The sequence below is a fragment of the Leifsonia sp. McL0627 genome (assembly GCF_058244615.1).
Genome location: NZ_JBZCGM010000002.1, coordinates 162,640 through 183,010, shown reverse-complemented (window position 1 = coordinate 183,010; position 20,371 = coordinate 162,640). Strand labels below are relative to the sequence as shown.

The window sequence follows — 20,371 nt, the reverse complement described above, 5'->3', positions numbered from 1 at the left end:
GTTACTTGAGGAGCGCTTCGAGGTTCTTCTGCGTGGCGTCGAGGATCGTCTTCGGGTCACCCGTCGACAGCGACTCCAGCTTGCTGTTGAGATCGGTGACCACGTCGGCGGAACCCTTCGCGGTCGGCACGTTCTTGGCGTAGTCCGCAGCCGTCAGGAACGGGACGAGAGCCGGGTTGGCCGACTTCCAGGTGTCGGCGGCCGACTTGATCGACGGCATCGGGCCGAACGCCTTCGAGAAGGCGAGCTGGTCGTCCTTGCTCGTCAGCTTCTCGACGAGCTTGAGCGCGGCGGCCTGGTTGGGGCTGTCGGCTGCGATGCCCCAGCAGTTGGTGAACTGCAGGGTGCCCTTGCCGGCCGGACCCTCGGGAAGCTCGACGACCTTGTACTTGACGTTCGGGTAGTCGGCCGTCATGGCGCCGGTGATCCAGTTGCCCTCGATGGTCATCGCGGCGAGGCCCTTGCCGAACGCCTCTCCGCCCCATCCGGCGCCGAGGTCCTTGGCGTACTTGAGGTCGCCGGCGTTGAGGAGAGTCTTCACGTAGTCGAGCGCCTTGACGTTGGCGTCGCTGTTCGCGGTGGCCTTGGTGCTGTCGTCGTTCATCAGGTTGCCGCCGGCCTGCGTCATGAAGGAGCCGATGCGGGCGTACTCACCGGAGATGCCGAGGCCGACGTGGCCTGCACCGGTCAGCTTCTTGGACACGGCCTCGAGCTGGTCCCACGTCTTCGGGATGTCGCTGTCGGTGAGTCCCGCCGCCGACCACATGTCGGTGTTGATGATGAGCTGCAGCGTGGAGAAGTCCTTCGGCGCGCAGTAGAACTTGCCGTCGTAGGTGAACGACTTCACGAGGCTCGGGTAGAAGTCGCTCTTGTTGGCGAGCTGGTCGCCGTATGCCAGGAGCGAGCCGTTGGAGGCGTATCCGGGCAGCGCATCCGTCGACAGGTAGAAGACGTCGGCGGGCTTCTTCGCCGCGAAGCCCTGCGAGAGCTGCTGGTTGAGGTCGCTGGCCGCGATGACCGACGCCTTGGTGCCGTCGCTCGTGGACCAGTCGGCGACCGCGGACTTGACCGCGGCCGTCTCCGCGTCGCCCGACGAGCCGATCATGACGGTCAGGGCCTTGTCGGACGACGTGAGCTTGCCGGTCGAGGCGTCGCTGCTGCCGCCGCTGAAGCCGGAGCCGCAGGCCGTGAGGGCGAGGGCGGTCGCGACGGCGACAGCGCCGCCGGCGAGCCACCGGTGTGTTGGTCGTTGCATTGTTTTCTCCTTGGTGTGGGTGCGCCCGTCATCGGACGCACAGGGGGGTTCAGGTCGGGGAAGCTGTGGGGCGCGCGGCTGCGCCGCTGCGCGGCCGAGCGGCGTCGATTCGTGCGAAACGTGCGGTGCGAGCGTCGTGCACCGCACTTCTCGCACGAGTCGTGAGTGCGAGCGGCGCGGAAAGCGCGCGGAGCGCGCGGCGGGAACGACCGGCACGGGAGGGACGCTGCGCGATGAGGGCGGGCATCTGACCTCCTGTGGTCGTGGCGGTGCGTGGTACGCGGTTCGGGTTGTCCGGTTTGATCGTTCAAATTCGGTGCTGCTAGATTGTGTTTTGAACGATCAAATCGGGATGCAGCCAAGATAACCACCGCGTTCGGGACGTGTCAAGCCGCCCCCGCGCTAGGGTCTTATCCAGTCGACGGAGAGGAGTGGCATGGGCGCTCAGCCAACGGTCAGCGATGTCGCAGACGTCGCAGGCGTCTCGCGTCAGACCGTCTCGAACGTCCTGAACTCGCCGCAGCTCGTCCGTCCGGAGACCAGGGAGCGCGTCCAGGCGGCGATCTCCGAACTCGGCTACCGGCCGCACGCATCGGCGCGTCGGCTGCGCACCCAGAAGAGCTCCACCATCGGCATCCGGCTCGACCCGATCACCACCGACGGCATCTCCGGCAGCATCCTCGACCGCTTCCTGCACGCGCTCACCGAGCAGGCCGACCGGATGAACCTGCGCGTCCTGCTCTTCACCGCCTCCGGCCCGGAAGACGAGATCGAGCAGTTCCGTCGCCTCAGCGACGGCGCCGACGTGGATGCGTTCGTCCTCACCTCCACGTTCCACGGCGACCCCCGCACCGAGTGGCTCATCGCGCACGGCCAGTCGTTCGTGACGTTCGGTCGCCCGTGGGGCATCGACGACATGACCGACCCGCAGCACCTCTGGGTCGACGTCGACGGGTCCTCCGGCCTGCGCGACGCCACCACCTACCTCCTGGACGCGGGTGCACGCCGCATCGGATACGTCGGCTGGCCGAGCGGCTCGGGAACCGGCGACGACCGGCGCCGCGGCTGGCTGGAGGCCATGCGCGACGGCAGCGGGCTGTCCGACGCCGACATCGCCTCTCTCGAAGCGGTCGCGGAGGATGGCGTCACCTTCGGCGCCGACGCCATGCGCCGCCTCGAACGCGCCGCAGGAACCGTGGATGCGGTGGTCTGCGCCAGTGACTCCCTCGCGCTCGGCGCACTGATGGCGACGGCGGGGCGCATCCCGGTGGTCGGCTACGACAACACGCCTGTCGCCGCGTCGCTCGGCTTCTCCAGTGTCGAGCAGCCGCTCGACGACGTCGCGGCCGGGGTCCTCGACCTCCTGACGGGCGCGCACGGCGGCCGCGTGCATCCTGGATCGGCGACGGCTGACCCGATGCACAGGCTCGTCGCGCCGCACCTCGTGGTGCGCGACGGCCCCACCGTGATCGCGGCAGCGCGCTCCCTCGCCTGAAGCCTGCCGCGCAGCGACATCCAAGCATCCTGAAATGCGCGTGTAACGAATCGTCGGCGACACTGGAGGTATGCCTCCACAAGAGTCTCTGCTGGATGCGCCACAAGCGCGTCGCCTTCCCGTCACCGTTTCGATCACCCGTCGCGTCGACAGCACCCGTCTGCCGGATGTGACCCGCTGGGTGCAGTCCGGCGTGAACATCGCCAACTCCTACGAGGGTTTCCTCGGCTCCGGCTGGGTGCGCGCCGGCCACGACTCCGACGAGTGGCACATGCTCTACCGGTTCGCCGACGACGCAGCGCTCGACGCGTGGGAGGGCTCAGAGGATCGCGCAGCCTGGCTGTACGAGGGGCGCGAACTGGTCGAGCTGGCGCGGGTGGAGCGCCGCACGGGCATCGAGGGCTGGTTCGACCAGCCGCACCCGGCGACCGGTGTGACTGCCGTCCAGGATGCGTCTTCCGGCACGACCCAGGTCGTCCCGCCGCGCTGGAAGCAGGCCGTGACCATCTGGCTCGGCTTCTTCCCCCTCTCGCTCCTCTTCACCTTCCTGGTGACCACGTTCGTCCCGTTCTGGCACCAGCTCTGGCTGCCGGCCACTGTGCTGATCACGACGCTGTGCCTGACGCCGACGATGACGTACCTCCTGCTGCCGTTCGTCACGCGCATCCTGCACCCGTGGTTGCAGCGCCCGCGGCGGCGCTGACCGGCCGCGCCGCTGACCTCCCGCGCCGTCAGTCAGGGTCAACCCTGACCAGACCCTGAATCCGCATCCTTTTCACCAGAACGGGTTGCGCCCTCCGCAAACGCGATATATCGTGACCTTGTCAACAACGCGATATAACGCGATCACCGAGAGTCCGCCTCCGCGCGGCACCGAACAGGGGCGGCCGACGCAGCCCGCAGAAAACAGGAGCACCGCAATGACACAGGACAAGTGGCTGATCCAGCCAGGAGAGAGCAAGACCATCGACGTCGAGCTCGTCCGAACGCTCAAAGCAGGATTCATCGCCGGGCAGGTCGACATCATCGGCCATGACGAACAGGGCGCGAGGGTCGAGGTCCACTCGGTCAGCGGCCGCGACCTCAAGATCACCCTCGACGGCGACCGTCTCGAGATCGACCACCCGCAGCTGCGCTGGGACAACTTCATCGAGGTGTTCAAGTCGATGCGGTCCAACGCCAGGGCAGAGGTGAGCGTGCTCGTCCCCCGCGACGTCGCCCTCAAGCTCGGCGTCGTCTCCGCGACGGCGCTGGTCGCCGGCCTCAACACCGACGCCAAGCTGAGCACGGTCTCCGGCGACCTGGTCGTCGACGGACTCACCGGCGACATCGAACTCAACAGCGTCAACGGCGAACTGTCCGCCCGCGACCACACCGGCAAGATCTTCGCGCACACCGTCTCCGGTGACGTGACCGCCTCCGGCGCCATCCCGAAGTTCGCCGTCGACAGCGTCTCCGGCAACACGATGCTCGACGTCGCAGGCACCCCGGACGAGATCTCCAGCAACTCGGTCTCCGGCGACCTGACCATCCGCATCCCGGAGGCACTCGGAGCCCGCTACCGGGTCAACACGATCTCGGGCAAGGTGCAGCTCGACAACACGTTCATCAACGGTATGCCCGGCAAGACATACCAGGGAACATCCGGAACGCTCGACGGCACCTGGGTCGACGTGAACGCCAACTCGGTGTCCGGCAACGTCTACGTGCTCCGCAGTGGACCGGTCCACCCGACCGCTCCGTCCGCCGGGGCGACTTCGTCCGCCGGGGCGACCCCGTCCGCTTCCGCGGCCGACCAGGATGGGGCGCCCGAATGACCCCCGTGTTCGCGCATGGGAGTCTGCGCCTCTACCTCCTGAGCCTGCTCGCCGAGTCTCCCAAGCACGGCTACGAGCTGATCCTGGCCCTCAGCGACCGTTTCGGCGGCACCTACAGCCCGAGTGCAGGCACGATCTACCCGCGCCTCGCGAAGCTGGAGGAGGAGGGCCTTGTCACCAAGGCGGCGGACGGCAGGAAGACCGTGTACGCGATCACCGACGCCGGACGTGCGGAGCTCGCGGAGCGGGAGCACGAACTCGACGCGATCGAGGACGAGGTCACCGACTCCGTCCGCCGTCTGGCCGACGAAGTGCGGGCGGGAGTCAACGAGGCGATGCGGTCGCTGCGCGCCGATCTGGCGTCCGCAGCGCGTGACGCGAGCAGGGGTCCCCGCATCGACGTCCGGCAGGAGGCGCGCGACGCCGGCCGGGATGCGCGGCAGGCGGCGAACGCGGCGGCCCGCGACGCCGAGGCGCTGCTGAACGACTTCCGGCAGCAGCTGCGCACCGACTTCCGCTCGCAGGCGGCGAGGGGTGTCATCCCGGACGGAGTGATTCCGCAGCTGACGTCCGACCTCGCACGCGTGCGCGCCTCCGTCCTGCAGGCGTTCGGTCACTGAGTTCGACCGGCCCGGAAACCGCCTTCGCGACACGCCGGGGAGCCACGCACACAGCCACTTTCAGCGAAAGCGCGTCCGGCACTCAGGTGCGGGCGCGCTTCTGCGTGTTTCCGGCGTGTTTCCGCGGGTTTTGAATGCATTTCAGAACGCTGAACGTGCAGCCATAATCCTTTGCAGAACCGCAACCTCCCTAGGCCGCGACGCGCCGACTTGACAGCGGTTTGGCAGCGAGTAGTGTCGAGGCTCGTGACAAATGAGGGGAGATCCCCGAAGCGGTGGTTGATCGGCGACCCGCTTCCGAGCGAAAAGCTCGAAGGACAGCTACTCCCGAAGCACCTCGCCCTACCCATCTTCGCCTCCGACGCACTGTCGAGTGTCGCGTACGCGCCGCAGGAACTTCTGATGATCCTGCTGATCGGCGGGCTCGCTTTCCTGAGCTTCGCGCCGTGGGTCGCCGCGGCCGTCGTCGTGCTGCTCATCACCGTCGTCCTGAGCTACCGCCAGCTGGTCAAGGCGTACCCGTCGGGCGGTGGAGACTACGAGGTCGCCCACAAGAACCTTGGCGAGAAGGCCGGTCTGGTCGTCGCCTCCGCACTGCTCGTCGACTACGTGCTCACAGTGGCCGTGTCCGTCGCATCCGGCGTCGACAACATCATCTCTGCGCTGCCGTTCCTGTCGGAGTGGCGGGTCGAGCTCGCCGTGATCTTCGTCATCGTCATCGCCGCGGTGAACCTCCGCGGCGTGCGGGAGTCGAGCAAGGCGTTCGCCATCCCGACATACCTCTTCATCGGCAGCATCTTCGTGATGATCGTGACCGCCCTGGTCCGGACGGTGTTCGGCGACGCCCCCGTCGCCGAGTCCGCAGGCTTCCAGGTGCACGCCAGCAGCCTCACCCAGGCGGCGATGGTGCTGCTGCTTCTCCGCGCGTTCTCCAGTGGATGTTCGGCCCTGACCGGTGTGGAGGCCGTCGCCAACGGCGTCCCTGCCTTCCGCACCCCCAAGATCAAGAACGCCCGCAAGACCCTCGCTCTGATGGGCGGCATCGCGATCGTCCTGTTCGTCGGGCTGACCACGGTCGCCCTGATCAGCGGCGTGCACTACGCAGAGAACCCGTGCGACCTGCAGGGCTGGGCGCAGTGCGCCACGTCGCCGCAGCGCAGCCTCATCGCGCAGATCGCCGCCGCCACGTTCGGCAACAACACCATCCTGTTCTTCATCGTCCAGGCGGCCACCGCCGTGGTGCTGCTGCTCGCGGCGAACACGGCGTTCAATGGCTTCCCGCTGCTCGGCTCGGTCCTGGCCCGCGACTCGTACGCGCCCAAGTCGCTCAACACCCGCGGCGACCGCCTGGTCTACTCGAACGGCATGATCGTGCTGGCGCTCGCCGCCACCGCCCTGCTGGTCGTCTACCAGGCCAACCTGACCCAGCTCATCCAGCTGTACATCATCGGCGTCTTCGTCTCGTTCACGCTCGGGCAGTCGGGGATGGTCAAGCACTGGATCTCGCTGCTCCGGTCCGGAACGGTGCCGCCGAGCGAGCGGTCCAGCATCGTCCGCAGCCTCTGCATCAATGCGTTCGGCGCATTCCTCACCGCTGTGGTGCTGATCGTGGTCACGATCACCAAGTTCACCCACGGCGCATACCTCGTGTTCATCTTCATGCCCATCCTGTGGCTGCTCATGCTCGGCGTGAACCGCTACTACCGCGATGTGGAGAAGGAGATCGAGGTCGACCCCGTCACCACGTTCGGCAGCAGGGGCGATCACGCGATCGTGCTCGTCGGCAAGATGCAGAAGCCGGCGCTCAAGGCGCTCGACTACGCCATCGCCGCGCGGCACGACTCGATCGAGGCCGTGCACGTCGCCGTCGACGAGGAGTCGACCGAGAAGCTGCAGCAGCAGTGGATCCAGCAGAACATCCACGTGCCGTTGACCATCATCGAGTCGCCGTACCGCGAGTTCGGCCACCCGCTGATCAAGTACCTGAAGCACCGGCGCGAGGAGCACGGCTCCGAGGTCGTGACGGTCTACCTGCCGCAGTACATCGTTGGCCACTGGTGGGAGTCGCTGCTGCACAACCACCGGGCGCGGCGCATCCGGCAGCAATTGATGCTGTGTCACGGCGTGACCGTGGCGCTGGTGCCGTGGCTGCTGGACTCGTCGTCGCTGATCTACGGTCGCCGCTCGCGGCCGCTGCCAGGGCAGGACCGTCGCGGCGAGCCGATGCGGCCCATCGCGAGGCGACCGCTGGAGCCTGCATCGAAGCAGCACGGGCACACCCGTGGGCACGGGTCGCCCGCGTCCGCCGGGCAGTCGCCGACGCCGACTGCGGCTTCCGGCGCACCGGGAGACAACGGTCAGCAGCCCGCGCAGAGCCCGGCCGAGACCAAGAAGGTCCCGGCGCGCGCCAAGCGTTGATCGGCGCTTGACCTTGACGTAACGTCAACCTCTACCGTGGTGTTCGCACCCCACGAGAGAGAGGAGACGACGATGGACTGGTCCATCCAAGACATCGCACGGCTCGCCGGAACGACCAGCAGGACGCTGCGTCACTACGACGACATCGGCCTCCTCCCGCCCAGCAGGATCGGCGGCAACGGCTACCGGTACTACGACAGGGACTCCCTCGTGCGGTTGCAGCGCATCCTGCTGCTCCGCGACCTCGGTCTCGGCCTCCCGGCCATCTCCGGCGTGCTCGGCAACCAGGTGGATGCGCTCCCCGCCCTCGACGGCCACCTCACCTGGCTGCGCGACGAGCGGGAACGGCTGGCGCGGCAGATCGCGTCGGTCGAGTCGACCATCCAGGCACTGAGAGAAGGAGCAGAGATCATGGCGGAAGACATGTTCGACGGTTTCGACCACACGCAATACAAGGACGAGGTGGAGGAACGCTGGGGCACGGAGGCGTACGCGCGCTCCGACGCGTGGTGGCGCGGCAAGACGCCGGTGGAGCGCTCGGAGTGGCAGCGGCTGCAGAAGCAGCTGGCCGCCGACTGGATCGCGGCGTCCGCACGCGGCGCCGACCCGGAAGGCGAGGAGGGGCAGGCGCTCGCGCAGCGCCACTTCGACTGGCTGGCGTCGATCCCGGGAACCCCGGGCAGCGACGCGAGCGGCCCCACGGCCGCCTACCTGACGGGCCTCGGCGAGATGTACGTCGCCGACCCGCGCTTCGCCGCCAACTACGGCGGCATCGACGGCGCGACCTTCGTCCGCGACGCGCTCCGCGCCTACGCCGCCCGCGAGCTCTAGCCCGCCCGCGCCCCCTGCGCCCCCAAGCAATCGAGTCGGGACTTGTGCACGCGAAACGCCGCGTGTCGCGTGCACAAGTCCCGACTCGATTGCTTGGGGCGGGGCTACGCGCGGGCGCGGCGCGGGCGGCGGGTGGTGCGCGCCGTGAGGCGGTCGTCGAGCCAGTACGTCGCGACCGTGAGGGCCGGACGACGGGATGCGCGCGGCTCGCGCTCGCGCTCGACGGGCTCGCGGTCGGGCTGAACCGCGCCGACGAGGTTGCTGTCGGACCGGCGGTGGTCGCGCATCCTGGTGGCCGCGTCCGGTTCGAGCAGGAGGCCGTCGCGCACGTCGAACGCGACGTCCTCCTGCTCCCCGACGAGTCCGGCCGACTGTTCGGCCGTACCCTCGAGCTCGCTTTCCAGCGCCGCCGCAGTCGTTGCAGCGTCCTGCGGCAGACGGATCGCGAAGAAGGGGAGGGTGAGGCTGCAGAGCGGCCCGACGAGGAGCGCGAACGCGAGTGTCCCGACGCCGACGTTGCCTCCGAGGAACCAGCCGATGATGAGCACCGTCACCTCGATGCCGGTGCGGACGGCCCAGATCGGCCAGCCGGTGCGGGCGTGCAGCCCGGTCATGAGGCCGTCGCGCGGGCCAGGTCCGAGTTTCGGGCCGATGTAGAGCCCGGTGGCGACCGCGAGCAGCAGCAGGCCGCCGACGAACAGCAGCACCTGCGCCCACAGTTCCGTCTGCTGCGGGATGAACGCGAGTCCGAGTTGCGCGCTCGGCCCGACCAGCAGAACGTTCAGCACAGTGCCGAGCCCCGGCCGCTGGCGCAGCGGGATCCAGAACGCGAGGACCGCGACGCCGACGAGATTGGTGACGAGCCCGAACAGCAGGCCGGTCTTGAGTGAGATGCCCTGCGCCAGCGCGTCCCACGGAGACACCCCGATGCCGGCGCGCACCATCATCGCAATGGCGATTCCGTAGAGGAAGAGCCCGATGAGGAGTTGCGCGAGGCGTCTGGTGAGGAGGATGCGGCTGTTCACTCTCCCATCCAATGTGCCGATTGGCCTTTTATCAAGAAGCCAATTCGCTTAAGGTGGCCTTATGCCCGATGCGCAGCTCACCGCCAGATCGCTCGAATCCCTCCTCGGCGAGTGGCGAGGGGGAGGCGCCCACTACCAGGCGCTCGCCGACCGCATCCGGTTGCTGGTGCTCGACGGGCGCATCCCGATCGACACCAGGCTTCCGGCCGAGCGCGACCTCGCCTCCCGGCTGGAACTGAGCCGCACGACCGTCACGGCGGCCTATCGCGGCCTGCGCGACGCGGGCTTCCTCGACAGCGTCCGCGGCTCCGGCAGCGTGGCCAGGCTGCCAGGCCCGGTGCTCGTCCCTGCTCCGATCCCCGGCGGCGACGGGATGCTCGACTTCACCAAGGCCGCCCTGCCCGCCGCGGCATCGCTTCCAGCTGCCGCGCGGGCCGCAGCCGAGGAACTCCCGCACTTCCTCACGCACTCCGGCTACGACGACGTCGGCCTCCCGCACCTCCGCGAGGCCATCGCAGAGCGCTACCGGCAGCGCGGCCTCCCGACCGACCCGGACCAGGTGCTCGTGACGGTCGGAGCGCAGCAGGCGATCGCGCTCATCGCCCGGACGTTCCTCGGCCGCGGCGACCGCACGCTGATCGAGATGCCGACCTATCCCCACGCGACCGACTCGTTCCGACTCGCCGGAGCGCGGCTGGTCCCGATCACGGTCACGGTTCCGGGGGCCGACGCGCCGCATCCCATCGGCGCGGAGGACGACGGGTGGGACGCCGACGCGCTCGAACAGACCGTGCGCAGGGCCAATCCCGCGCTCGCGTACGTGATCCCGGACTTCCAGAACCCGACCGGCGCCTCCATGTCGCCGGAGACGCGCGAACGGCTGCTGGCGGTCACGGCGGCGCAGGGCACGATCGTCGTCGGCGATGAGACGACGGCCGACCTCGACATCGACAGGCTCGGTGAGCACCTGCCGCTGCCCCGCTACGGGATGCGCGAGGCCGGGGATGCGCCGGTGCTGCTGATCGGGTCGGCGAGCAAGAGCCTCTGGGGCGGCCTGCGCATCGGCTGGATCAGGGCGGAGCGTCCGCACCTGCAGAAGCTGATCGCCGCGAAGCCCGCCACCGATCTCGGCACGCCGCTGCTGGAGCAGCTCGTTGTGGCGAGGATGCTCCCGCAGATGGCGCAGATCCTGGAGGACAGGCGCGCCCAGCTGGCCGCAGGCCGCGAGCGGGTGCTGCGGATGGCGGCGGAGAACTTCCCCGACTGGGTGGTGCCCAGGATGCACGGGGGGCTCGCGGCGTGGATCGGGATCGGCGAGCCGGTCAGCTCGGCGCTGACGCTCGGCGCGCGCGCCGAGGGGCTGCTGATCGCGGCGGGGCCGCGTTTCGGGCTGGACGGCGCGTTCGAGCGGTTCGTGCGCATCCCGATCACGTATTCGGAGGAGGAGACGGCGCGAGCGTTCGCGGCGCTGTCGCGGGCGTGGCCCGGTGCCCTGCGCGCACCGGCGCTGTCTGGTCCCTTCCTAGACGGTGCCTCCCTCCCCAACGTGGTGTAGATGGTGGTGTTGTTGGTGGCGGTCGCGAGATACCAGTAACTGTCGCGAAACGCCCGGGATGCGTAACAGTTACTGGCATCTCGCGCTCGGCGGGGTGGGCCTGTGGAGAGATTTCGGCGCTGGGCGGCGGATTCGTGCAGGGTAGTGGGCATGATCGATCAGCGATTGCGCGGACGTCCGGTCTCCCTCCGGGAGGCGCGGACGCTCGGCGTCGAGCCTGCGCGGCTCTCGCGGCGCGAGCTCGTCGCACCCTTTCGGGGCGCCCGTGTCCCTGCTGAGCTGGCGGACGACTTCGTCGCGCGTTGCACCGCTCTCTGCGCCAGGCTGCCGGATGCGGTGCTGTCGCACGCGACGGCGGCGCGGCTGCTGGGGCTGCCGGAGGTGGGCGGGGCGCATGCTGCAGGTGCGCATCCGCCCTCCGAGGATGCGTCCCCCGCGGTCGGTGGGCGTCCGTCCACACCGGATACGCCTGCCGCGGCCGGTGGGCGTCCGTCCACACCGGATGCGCTTCCCGAACTGCACGTGACGGTCGCGCCACCTGCACGCGCGCCCCGGATCGCAGGGGTTCGGGCGCACGCCCGGCGCATCAGTGCGCGGGAGGTCCGCTTCTCGCGCGGTCTGCCGGTGACGTCGGCGGCGCGCACCTGGTCCGATCTGGCGGCGACGGCGAGCGTCCGGCAGCTCGTGATGCTGGGCGACGCCGTGATCGGCGGCCATGCGCCTCTGGCGTCTCGTGACGACCTGTGCGCGGCGCTCCCCGCAGCGGGAGCTCGGGGTGCGCGGCGCGCCAAGCGAGCCATCGAGCTTGTGAACGAGCGGTCGGAGTCTCCGCAGGAGTCGCTGCTCCGAGTCATCCTGGCCGACGCCGGCCTGCCGGAACCCGACGTCAACATCGAGCTGCGTGCTCCGGACGGGCGGGTCCTGGCACGACCGGACCTGCGATTCCGTCGGGAGCGCGTGATCCTCGAGTACGAGGGCGACCACCATCGCACCGATCCGCGGCAGTGGCGCAGAGACCTCACCAGGACCACGACGCTGCAGCAGCACGGCGAACTGGTGCTGAGGATCGGCGCGGAGCATCTGTGCGCGGAGAAGCGCCTGGTCGGGCTGGTGTTCCGCACGCTTACCTCGCGCGGGTGGGATCCGTCGTGAGCCGCCGCATCCAGTGCCGCCGCGTCCAGTGCCGCCGCATCCTGAGCCTGCAGACTCCCGCGGGAGTACCTCTCCACCCTGAAGTCGTACCAGGGCATGAGGAAATTGCACAGGCTGCAATGACATACTTTTCGGGCGGCGTCGGCGCCGCGTGTCTCGCATCCACTTTCTGCCAAGGGAAAAGACTGTGCATTTTCTTGCCGTCCTGAGTATGAAGAACCGCGCGCTCATCGCGCTCGTCACCATCGTGGCGGCGGTGTTCGGCGGCCTGGCGCTGACGAACCTCAAGCAGGAGCTCGCGCCCACCATCTCGTTCCCGCAGCTCGCGATCATCACGAGCTACCCTGGCGCATCGCCGGAAGTCGTCAACAACGACGTGAGCACGCCGGTCGAGACGGCCATCCAGGGCGTGCCTGACCTCGAGAGCACGTCGGCGGTCAGCAGCACCAACCAGTCGATCATCACGGCGAAGTTCACCTACGGCACAGACCTCGCCACGGCCGAGCAGAAGATCGACCAGGCGATCAACCGCATCAAGTCGACCCTGCCGAGCAGCGTCGACCCGCAGGTCTTCTCCGGCAGCATCGACGACTTCCCGGTGATCCAGCTCGCCGTCACCAGCAACCAGGACACCCGCACCCTCGCCGACAACATCACCAAGCTCGTCCTGCCCGACATCAAGAACGTGAGCGGCGTCAACGACGCGCAACTCGTCGGCCAGGTCGGTCAGCGCATCGCCATCACGACGGACAGCGCCAAGCTGGCCGCCAACGGCGTCACCAGCCAGTCGATCAAGGATGCGCTGCAGCAGAACGGCGTCCTCGTTCCCGGAGGTTCGATCACCGAAGACGGCAAGACGCTGTCGGTGCAGTCGGGCAAGAAGCTGGCGTCGATCGACGACATCACCTCCCTCCCGCTCATTCGGTCGGCGTCCGCCTCCGGTGCCGGCGCCTCCGGTGCCGGCGCATCCGGCGCAACGGGTGCAACAGGTGCGAGTGGAGCAACCGGTGCGACCGGTGCGAGCGCTGCCGCCGCTGCTGCGGCCGCCGCGGCAGCCACCCCGCCGACCATCGGCGACGTCGCGACCGTGCAGAAGACCGACGACCCCACCACCTCCATCTCGCGCGTCGACGGCAAGCCGGCGCTGACCATCGCGGTCACCAAGCTGCCCGCGGCCAACACGGTGGACGTCTCGCACGGCGTCAGCGCGCTGATCGACGACATCCAGACCAAGCTCGGCGACGGCGCGAAGGTGACCGTCGTGTTCGATCAGGCCCCCTTCATCACGCAGTCGATCAACTCGCTCACCGAGGAGGGCCTGCTCGGTCTGCTGATGGCGGTCATCGTCATCCTGATCTTCCTGATGTCGATCCGCTCGACGCTGGTCACGGCGATCTCCATCCCGACCAGCGTGCTCATCACGTTCATCGTGATGTGGGCGACCGGGTACACGCTCAACATCATCACGCTCGGCGCGCTCACCATCGCGATCGGTCGTGTGGTGGACGACTCCATCGTCGTGATCGAGAATATCAAGCGGCAACTCGTCGCCGGGGTGGACAGAGCGGCGACCATCATCAAGGCCGTGCGCGAGGTCGCCGGCGCGATCACCGCGTCCACGATCACCACCGTGGCAGTGTTCCTGCCGCTGGCGTTCGTCGGCGACGTGACCGGCGAGCTGTTCCGCCCGTTCGCGCTCACGGTGACCATCGCTCTGCTCTCGTCGCTGCTCGTCTCGCTGACGATCGTGCCGGTGCTCGCGTACTGGTTCCTGCGTCCGCCGAAGGCGCGCAAGCACGAGGGAGGCGCGGAAGGCGCCGACGCCGCGCACCTCTCCATCGAAGAGGCGATGGCGGCCGGAGACGACGAGCTCGAGCACCCGTCGGCGCTGCAGCGCGGCTATCTTCCGATCATCCACTGGACGCTGAAGCACTCGGTGTCCACGGTGCTGATCGCGGTCGTCGTGCTCGTCGGAACGCTGGCGCTCACCCCGCTGATGAAGACCAACTTCCTCGGCTCCACGGGCCAGAACACACTCACGATCACGCAGACGCTCGCCCCGGGGGCATCCTTGCAGGCCAAGGACGACGCCTCCAAGGTCGTCGAGCAGAAGCTCATCGACACCAAGGGGGTCGACACCGTCCAGGTCTCGATCGGGTCGAGCGGCGCATCGCTGCAGGCCGCGTTCACCGGAGGCGGCGGCAACACCACGTTCTCGGTGACCACCGATCCGAACGTCAACCAGGACGAGCTCAAGAGCACCATCGAGAACGAGCTCGCAGCGGTGAAAGACCAGGGTGACATCCAGGTCTCCTCGCAGAGCGGGTTCGGCGGGTCGAGCGACATCGAGATCGACATCACGGCCACCAGCAACGAAGACCTGCAGAAGGCGACCGACTCGGTCGTGGCCGAGGTCAAGAAGCAGGATTCGGTCAAGCAGGTCACCGACAACCTCAGCGCGTCCCTGCCGTACGTCGCGGTGAACGTCGACCGCGCCAAGGCGGCGGCCGCAGGACTCAGCGAGGTCGCCGTCGGCGGCATCGTCTCGCAGGCCATGCAGCCGACGCAGGCCGGTTCGGTCGCCCTCGACAACTCGACGCTCAACATCTACATCCAGAGCGACAACCCGCCGACCACGGTCGCGGAGCTCAGCAGCCTGCAGATCCCGACGATCACCGGTCCTGTCGCACTGAGCACGCTGGCGACGGTCCAGGAGACGAACGGTCCGTCGACCGTCACGACCGAGCGCGGGCTCCGCACGTCGACGGTCACGGCGACGCCGGCGACCGACAACCTCGGAACGGCGAACGCCGGAGTGACCACGGCCCTCAAGGACGCGAAGCTCCCGGCCGGCGCGACCGCGAAGGTCGGCGGCGTCTCGTCCAGCCAGTCGGACGCGTTCTCGCAGCTCGGGATCGCGCTGCTCGCCGCCCTGCTGATCGTCTATATCGTGATGGTCGCGACGTTCCGTTCGCTGCGCCAGCCGCTGCTGCTGCTGGTCTCGGTGCCGTTCGCGGCGACCGGAGCGATCGCGCTGCAGATCATCTCCGGCATCCCCCTCGGCGTCGCCTCGCTGATCGGTGTGCTGATGCTGATCGGCATCGTCGTGACGAACGCGATCGTGCTCGTCGACCTCGTCAACCAGTACCGGAGACGAGGGATGTCGGTGCCGGAGGCGGTGGCGCACGGCGCCTCCCGTCGTCTGCGCCCGATCCTCATGACCGCGCTCGCGACCATCGCAGCCCTCACCCCGATGGCGATCGGCCTCACCGGCCACGGCGGCTTCATCTCGCAGCCCCTCGCCATCGTGGTGATCGGCGGCCTGGTCTCGTCCACGCTGCTGACCCTGATCGTGCTGCCGACGCTCTACAACCTCGTGGAAGGCGCACGTGAACGCCGTGCCGCGAAGCGCGCGGCGAAGCAAGCTGGGTCCGGTGGGCCGGCTGCGGGCGACGGTGGCGCTGGTGGTAACGGCGGACCTGGCGGCCCTGGATACGGCGGACCTGGCTCCGGTGGCTCTGGCGCGGGCGGTACCGGAGCGGGGGAGCCGGGCACTTCTGAGCCCGTCGGCCCCGCCGCTCAGCCCCCGGTGTGGACCGCTCCGGCCGGCGGCACCCAGCTCTAGCCGACCTGCACACGAACGGGCCGGACTCCCCAGGAGTCCGGCCCGTTCTGCTGTGCGGGCGGTGCTTCGCGCCCGCTCAGCGGTTGCGCAGCGTGGCGAAGAACGTCCGGATATCGTCCGCGAGCACGTCGGGCCGCTCCAGTGCTGCGTAGTGGCCACCGCCGTCGAACTCCGACCAGTGGATGATGTTGTCGTTGTCCCGCTCGGCGAAAGTGCGGACCGACTTGAAGTCGTCGGAGAAGACGGCGATCCCGATCGGCGAGTGGTTGACGGCCGGCTCTGCGCCCGCGTTGGCTTCCTCGAAGTGGTAGCGGCCCATCGTCGCCGACGTGTTCGTGAACCATTCGACCGACGCCTCGGTGAGGATCTGCTCGGTGGTCACCAGGCTCGTCCCGTTGCCGAACGACTGGAACAGTTCGTTCCAGGCGAGCTGGCCGATCGGCGAGTCGGAGAGGCCGACGGCGACAGTCTGCGGGCGGCTGGAGTTGATCGCGTTGTAGCCGCCGACCGACTGGAACCACTTCATGTGCTCCAGAGCCGCGTAGTCCTTCGGCTCCAGCTTCTCGAACTCGGCGGGGTCGCCGGACGGGAAGGAGAACAGCTGCAGCACGTGCGAGCCGAGGTAGCCGTCCGGTGCCGCCAGACCGAACTCGCGGGCGACCATCGCGCCGCCGTCGCTGCCGTGCGTGCCGTACTCGTCGTAGCCGAGGCGGTGCATGAGGGTGTCGAACGTGCGGGCGACGCGCGCCATCGTCCAGCCGCGGTCGACCACCGGGACGCTGAACCCGAAACCGGGCAGCGACGGGACGACCACCGAGAACGCGTCCTCGGCGCGGCCGCCGTGAGCGACAGGGTCGACGAGCGGGCCGATCAGGTCGAGGAAGTCCACGAAGCTGCCTGGGTAGCTGTGCACGAGCAGCAGCGGCGTCGCGTCGGCCTCCGCCGACGGGACGTGCAGGAAGTGGACGGTCTGCCCGTCGATCTCGGTGAGGTAACCGGGGAAGGCGTTGATCCGCTCCTCCTGGGCGCGCCAGTCGAAGACCTTCCACGCGGCGATGACCTCCTCCAGGTAGGAGTTCGGCACACCGTAGCGCCAGTCGTCCTCGCCGGGAACCGGGCGGGGGAGGCGGGTGCGGTCGAGGCGCTCCCGCAGATCGGCGATATCGGCCTCGGGGATGGAGACGCGGAACGGGGTGATGGCGGGAGCGGAAGCGAGAGCGGAAGAGGCGGCGGCCGAGGTCGCGGTGGCGGAGGCGGTGGTGCTGGGGTTCGTCTGCGTTGTCATGGCTTCACCATAGAAACGTAATAGGAACAACTGCTTCCGCTTTGTGGAAAGATCTTCGACATGACCGACACCGCCTCCCGGATGCTGCGCATCCTGAGCCTGCTGCAGGTGCGCCCGGCCTGGACGGCGGCCGAACTCGCCGCCCGGCTCGACGTGAGTGCGCGCACGATCCGCAACGACGTCGACCGGCTGCGCGAGCTCGGCTACCCGGTGGATGGGGTGCGCGGTCCGGCGGGGCACTACCGGCTCGGCTCCAGCGGCACGATGCCTCCGCTGCTGCTCGACGACGAGGAGGCCGTCGCCGTCACGATCGGGCTGCGCGCCGCGACCGGCATCAGCGGGATCGAGGAGAGCAGCACTCGGGCGCTCCGCAAGCTGGAGCAGGTGCTGCCGAACCGGCTGCGCAGCACGGTCGCGGCGATGTCGGAGACGGTGTCGAAGGCACCGGAGAACACCGGGAGCAACGTCGACGACCCCGACGTGGAGGCGGACGTGCTGTCCGCCATCGCCACCGCCATCCACGACCATCACTGGCTGCGGTTCGACCAGCAGGATGTGCAGCGGCTGGTCGAGCCGTATCGTCTCGTCAACTGGCAGCGGAGGTGGTACCTCGTGGCCAGGGATGCGCGTACCGGGGAGTGGGCGGCGCACCGGGTCGACTGGCTGACGCTCCAGATGCCGACCCGGCGGCCGTTCGAGCCGCATCCACTGGTCGGCGAAGACTATTCGAGCTTCGTGCTGCGCACGGTGTCATCGACGGGGTGGGCCATCCACTCGCGCATCCTGGTGTTCGCGTCGGCGGCGGAGGTGGTCGCGCGGATCAACGCGGCGGTGGGCGTGGTGGAGCCGGTCGACGACGACACCTGCGTGTTGGTGACCGGCGGCGACAGCGTGGAGATCATCGCGGTGTACATCGGGATGCTGGGACTGGATTTCCGGGTGACGGAGCCGCCGGGGCTGGTGGAGCAGGTGCGGGCGCTTGGAGCGCGGTACGCGCGGGCGGTGGGGTGAGCTGGGCTGTATGGCGGCCGAGTGAGCGGGGTAAGCAGGTCAACGCCGTGGTGTCCGCGATCCCAGACGCCCGGTGACGCCAGAGCCTGCCGCGCATCCATCGGGGTTGCTACCGTCGCGGTATGAGCACCCGTGAGTTGTCCGTCGATCCGCTGTGGCCGCGCGCTGGAGCGTGGCCGTCGTTCGGTGACCTGCCCGTCGATGCGGAGGTGGACCTCGCCTTCCTGGGCATCCCCACCTGGCGCACGTCGCTGTCGGCGACCGGCGCCGGAGAGACGCCGGCCGCGGTGCGCGCCGCCCTCCGGTACTACTCGGCGTCCGTGCCGGGCCTGGACGTGGAGCGGCTGCTGTTCGCCGACGCCGGGGACGTGCACGAGCCGGACGGCCCGGAGGGCGAAGGACGCGCCATCGCGGCGATGGCGGACGCGGTCGCCCTGTCACGCCTGACCGTGGCCGTGGGCGGCGACAACGCGCTCACCGTTCCCGCGGCGCTCGGCGCGTGGGGCGAGGAGCTCCCGTCGGCCGGCTTGATCACGCTCGACGCGCATCACGACCTGCGCGACGGCGTCTCGAACGGATCGCCCGTGCGACGGCTGGTCGAGGCCGGCCTGGACGGGCGGCGCGTGGTGCAGATCGGGATCGCCGACTTCGCGAACTCGCCCGCGTACACGGCCAGAGCCGAGGAGTACGGCATCACCGTGGTGCACCGGGATGCGCTGCACCACCGGCCGATCGACGACGTGATGGCCGAGGCGGTCGAGATCGCTGGAGCGTCCGGCGGGCCGATCCACGTGGATCTGGATGTCGACGTGTGCGACAGGTCGGTGGCCCCTGGATGCCCAGCATCGGTTCCGGGAGGTCTGGCAGCGTGGGAGCTGCGCCGGTTCGCGCGGCTGGCGGGCGCATGCGGTGCTGTGCGATCGGTCGACATCGCCGAAGTGGATGCGACGGCCGACGTCGCTGACGGACGCACGGTGCGGCTCGCCGCGCTGCTGGTGCTGGAGGTCGCGGCAGGGCTGGCCGGGCGCGCCTGAGCGGGCAGCACGCCGGGCGGCACCCGTGCGGCAGCGCCTGAGCGGGGCGCCGGTCGCGCTAAGCCACCAGCACTCCGCCGCGGTACACCGCGTCCACCAGCGGCACCCCCGGCCGGTACGCCAGGTGCACGGACGACGGAGCGCGCAGCACGACGAAGTCGGCCGCCGCTCCGGCCGCGAGGTGACCGACGTCCGTCCTCCGCAGCGCGGCGGCGCCCCCGGCCGTCGCCGCCCACACGGCCTCGGCGGGCGTCATCCCCATGTCGCGCACGGCCACGGCGATGCAGAACGCCATTGACGAGGTGAACGACGAGCCGGGGTTGCAGTCGCTGGCGATGGCCACGGTGACGCCCGCGTCGATCAGTCTGCGCGCATCCGGGTATGGCTGGCGGGTGGAGAACTCGACGCCGGGCAGCAGTGTCGCGACCGTACGGGAGGCGGCGAGGCGGGAGACGTCGTCGTCGGTGAGGTGGGTGCAGTGGTCGACGCTCGCGGCGTCGAGGGTGACCGCCAGTGCGACCCCGTCGCCCGGCGCGAGCTGGCTGGCGTGGACGCGGACGCCGAGACCGCGCGCCGCCCCCGCCGTCAGGATGCGGTGGGATTGCTCCGGCGTGAATGCGCCGGTCTCGCAGAACACGTCGATCCAGCGCGCGCGCGGCGCGCAGGCGTCGAGCATGGGGCCGACGACCAGGTCGACGTACGCGTCCGGATCGTCGGCGAATTCGGCGGGGACGACGTGGGCGCCCAGGAAGGTGGTCTCGTCCGTCACGCGTGAGGCCAACCGCAGCAGCCGCGCCTCGTCGTCGACGGTGAGACCATAGCCGCTCTTGATCTCGAACGTCGTCGTGCCCTGGGCGTGCAGTTCGGCGACGAAACCGTCGAGCCTGGCCGCCAGTTCGGCGTCCGTCGCCGCCCGCGTCGCGGCGACCGTGCTGCGTATGCCGCCAGCGGTATACGGCCTGCCGGACATGCGCGCCTCGAACTCGGCAGCGCGATCCCCGCCGAAGACGAGGTGGGTGTGGGCGTCCACGAAGCCAGGGATGACGGCCGCTCCGGCGACGTCGAGCACGTCGGCGGACGCAGCGACCGCACCGCACTCCGCAGGCAACTCGGTGGAAGGGCCAGACCAGACGACCAGCCCGTCGTCCACCAGCAGCGACGCGGCGGGCACAGCGCCCAGCAGACCCTCCCTGCCCGGATCGTTCGTGACCAGCTCGCCGATCCCGGTGACCAGCACCGCCGTCACCG

Annotated in this window: 15 protein-coding genes; 11 read left to right on the top strand and 4 right to left on the bottom strand. The window is 69.3% G+C overall.

Going from position 1 to position 20,371, the window contains the following annotated elements; translation table 11 throughout:
• Position 1: 1 nt before the first annotated feature.
• Positions 2-1,255 (bottom strand): sugar ABC transporter substrate-binding protein, encoded by a 1,254-nt coding sequence (locus AC37TH_RS01275; RefSeq protein WP_490762543.1) that lies wholly within the window; start codon positions 1,253-1,255, stop codon positions 2-4.
• A gap of 436 nt (positions 1,256-1,691) precedes the next feature.
• Here AC37TH_RS01275 and AC37TH_RS01270 point away from each other — a divergent pair, with 436 nt between their 5' ends.
• The 6 genes from AC37TH_RS01270 to AC37TH_RS01245 all read left to right on the top strand — a co-directional run bounded on the left by AC37TH_RS01270 (position 1,692) and on the right by AC37TH_RS01245 (position 8,436).
• The gene (locus AC37TH_RS01270) at positions 1,692-2,750 is read left to right on the top strand and encodes a LacI family DNA-binding transcriptional regulator (RefSeq protein WP_490762542.1); all 1,059 of its coding nucleotides are present in this window, start codon (positions 1,692-1,694) and stop codon (positions 2,748-2,750) included.
• Positions 2,751-2,820: 70 nt separating this feature from the next.
• Positions 2,821-3,453 (top strand): antibiotic biosynthesis monooxygenase, encoded by a 633-nt coding sequence (locus AC37TH_RS01265; protein ID WP_490762541.1) that lies wholly within the window; start codon positions 2,821-2,823, stop codon positions 3,451-3,453.
• A 217-nt stretch (positions 3,454-3,670) separates the two neighbouring features.
• Positions 3,671-4,567 (top strand): DUF4097 family beta strand repeat-containing protein, encoded by an 897-nt coding sequence (locus AC37TH_RS01260; RefSeq protein WP_490762540.1) that lies wholly within the window; start codon positions 3,671-3,673, stop codon positions 4,565-4,567.
• Entirely contained in the window at positions 4,564-5,187 is a 624-nt protein-coding gene (locus tag AC37TH_RS01255; RefSeq protein ID WP_490762539.1) for a PadR family transcriptional regulator, read from the top strand. Before AC37TH_RS01260 ends, AC37TH_RS01255 begins: the two co-directional genes overlap by 4 nt.
• Before the next feature lie 279 nt (positions 5,188-5,466).
• Positions 5,467-7,605, top strand: coding sequence for an APC family permease (locus AC37TH_RS01250; RefSeq protein WP_490762538.1), 2,139 nt, complete (start codon positions 5,467-5,469; stop codon positions 7,603-7,605).
• Positions 7,606-7,677: 72 nt separating this feature from the next.
• Positions 7,678-8,436 carry a MerR family transcriptional regulator gene (locus AC37TH_RS01245; protein ID WP_490762537.1) on the top strand — a complete coding sequence of 253 codons (759 nt, stop codon included), beginning with the start codon at positions 7,678-7,680 and terminating at the stop codon, positions 8,434-8,436.
• Positions 8,437-8,540: 104 nt separating this feature from the next.
• On the opposite strand, the gene yczE is transcribed toward AC37TH_RS01245, so the two are convergent.
• Positions 8,541-9,461 carry a membrane protein YczE gene (gene yczE / locus AC37TH_RS01240; protein ID WP_490762536.1) on the bottom strand — a complete coding sequence of 307 codons (921 nt, stop codon included), beginning with the start codon at positions 9,459-9,461 and terminating at the stop codon, positions 8,541-8,543.
• Positions 9,462-9,522: 61 nt separating this feature from the next.
• Here yczE and yczR point away from each other — a divergent pair, with 61 nt between their 5' ends.
• The 3 genes from yczR (at position 9,523) to AC37TH_RS01225 (ending at position 15,793) form a co-directional block, all read left to right on the top strand.
• On the top strand, positions 9,523-11,016 hold the full coding sequence (yczR, locus tag AC37TH_RS01235; RefSeq protein WP_490762535.1) for a MocR-like transcription factor YczR: 1,494 nt from the start codon (positions 9,523-9,525) through the stop codon (positions 11,014-11,016).
• A 150-nt stretch (positions 11,017-11,166) separates the two neighbouring features.
• The gene (locus AC37TH_RS01230) at positions 11,167-12,168 is read left to right on the top strand and encodes a hypothetical protein (RefSeq protein WP_490762534.1); all 1,002 of its coding nucleotides are present in this window, start codon (positions 11,167-11,169) and stop codon (positions 12,166-12,168) included.
• 187 nt (positions 12,169-12,355) lie between these two features.
• Positions 12,356-15,793 (top strand): efflux RND transporter permease subunit, encoded by a 3,438-nt coding sequence (locus tag AC37TH_RS01225; RefSeq protein ID WP_490762533.1) that lies wholly within the window; start codon positions 12,356-12,358, stop codon positions 15,791-15,793.
• Between the two features lie 76 nt (positions 15,794-15,869).
• Here AC37TH_RS01225 and AC37TH_RS01220 read toward each other — a convergent pair whose 3' ends face one another.
• A complete protein-coding gene (locus AC37TH_RS01220) occupies positions 15,870-17,078 on the bottom strand; it encodes an epoxide hydrolase family protein (RefSeq protein ID WP_490762532.1) in 1,209 nt (402 codons plus the stop codon).
• Between the two features lie 60 nt (positions 17,079-17,138).
• Here AC37TH_RS01220 and AC37TH_RS01215 point away from each other — a divergent pair, with 60 nt between their 5' ends.
• Positions 17,139-18,089: a helix-turn-helix transcriptional regulator gene (locus AC37TH_RS01215; protein ID WP_490762531.1), complete on the top strand. Its 951-nt coding sequence runs from the start codon at positions 17,139-17,141 to the stop codon at positions 18,087-18,089.
• Positions 18,090-18,211: 122 nt separating this feature from the next.
• The gene (locus AC37TH_RS01210; RefSeq protein ID WP_490762530.1) at positions 18,212-19,123 is read left to right on the top strand and encodes an arginase family protein; all 912 of its coding nucleotides are present in this window, start codon (positions 18,212-18,214) and stop codon (positions 19,121-19,123) included.
• A gap of 58 nt (positions 19,124-19,181) precedes the next feature.
• Here the strand turns inward: AC37TH_RS01210 and hutI are convergent, their stop codons facing one another.
• Entirely contained in the window at positions 19,182-20,369 is a 1,188-nt protein-coding gene (hutI, locus tag AC37TH_RS01205) for an imidazolonepropionase (RefSeq protein WP_490762529.1), read from the bottom strand.
• Between the last annotated feature and the right edge of the window lie 2 nt (positions 20,370-20,371).

Coding starts and splice junctions, on each gene's coding strand:
- AC37TH_RS01220 (WP_490762532.1), bottom strand. CDS start 17,078: ATGACAACGCAGACGAACCCCAGCACCACCGCCTCCGCCACCGCGACC.
- AC37TH_RS01215 (WP_490762531.1), top strand. CDS start 17,139: ATGACCGACACCGCCTCCCGGATGCTGCGCATCCTGAGCCTGCTGCAG.
- AC37TH_RS01210 (WP_490762530.1), top strand. CDS start 18,212: ATGAGCACCCGTGAGTTGTCCGTCGATCCGCTGTGGCCGCGCGCTGGA.
- AC37TH_RS01260 (WP_490762540.1), top strand. CDS start 3,671: ATGACACAGGACAAGTGGCTGATCCAGCCAGGAGAGAGCAAGACCATC.
- AC37TH_RS01230 (WP_490762534.1), top strand. CDS start 11,167: ATGATCGATCAGCGATTGCGCGGACGTCCGGTCTCCCTCCGGGAGGCG.
- AC37TH_RS01245 (WP_490762537.1), top strand. CDS start 7,678: ATGGACTGGTCCATCCAAGACATCGCACGGCTCGCCGGAACGACCAGC.
- yczR (WP_490762535.1), top strand. CDS start 9,523: ATGCCCGATGCGCAGCTCACCGCCAGATCGCTCGAATCCCTCCTCGGC.
- AC37TH_RS01270 (WP_490762542.1), top strand. CDS start 1,692: ATGGGCGCTCAGCCAACGGTCAGCGATGTCGCAGACGTCGCAGGCGTC.
- AC37TH_RS01275 (WP_490762543.1), bottom strand. CDS start 1,255: ATGCAACGACCAACACACCGGTGGCTCGCCGGCGGCGCTGTCGCCGTC.
- AC37TH_RS01265 (WP_490762541.1), top strand. CDS start 2,821: ATGCCTCCACAAGAGTCTCTGCTGGATGCGCCACAAGCGCGTCGCCTT.
- AC37TH_RS01255 (WP_490762539.1), top strand. CDS start 4,564: ATGACCCCCGTGTTCGCGCATGGGAGTCTGCGCCTCTACCTCCTGAGC.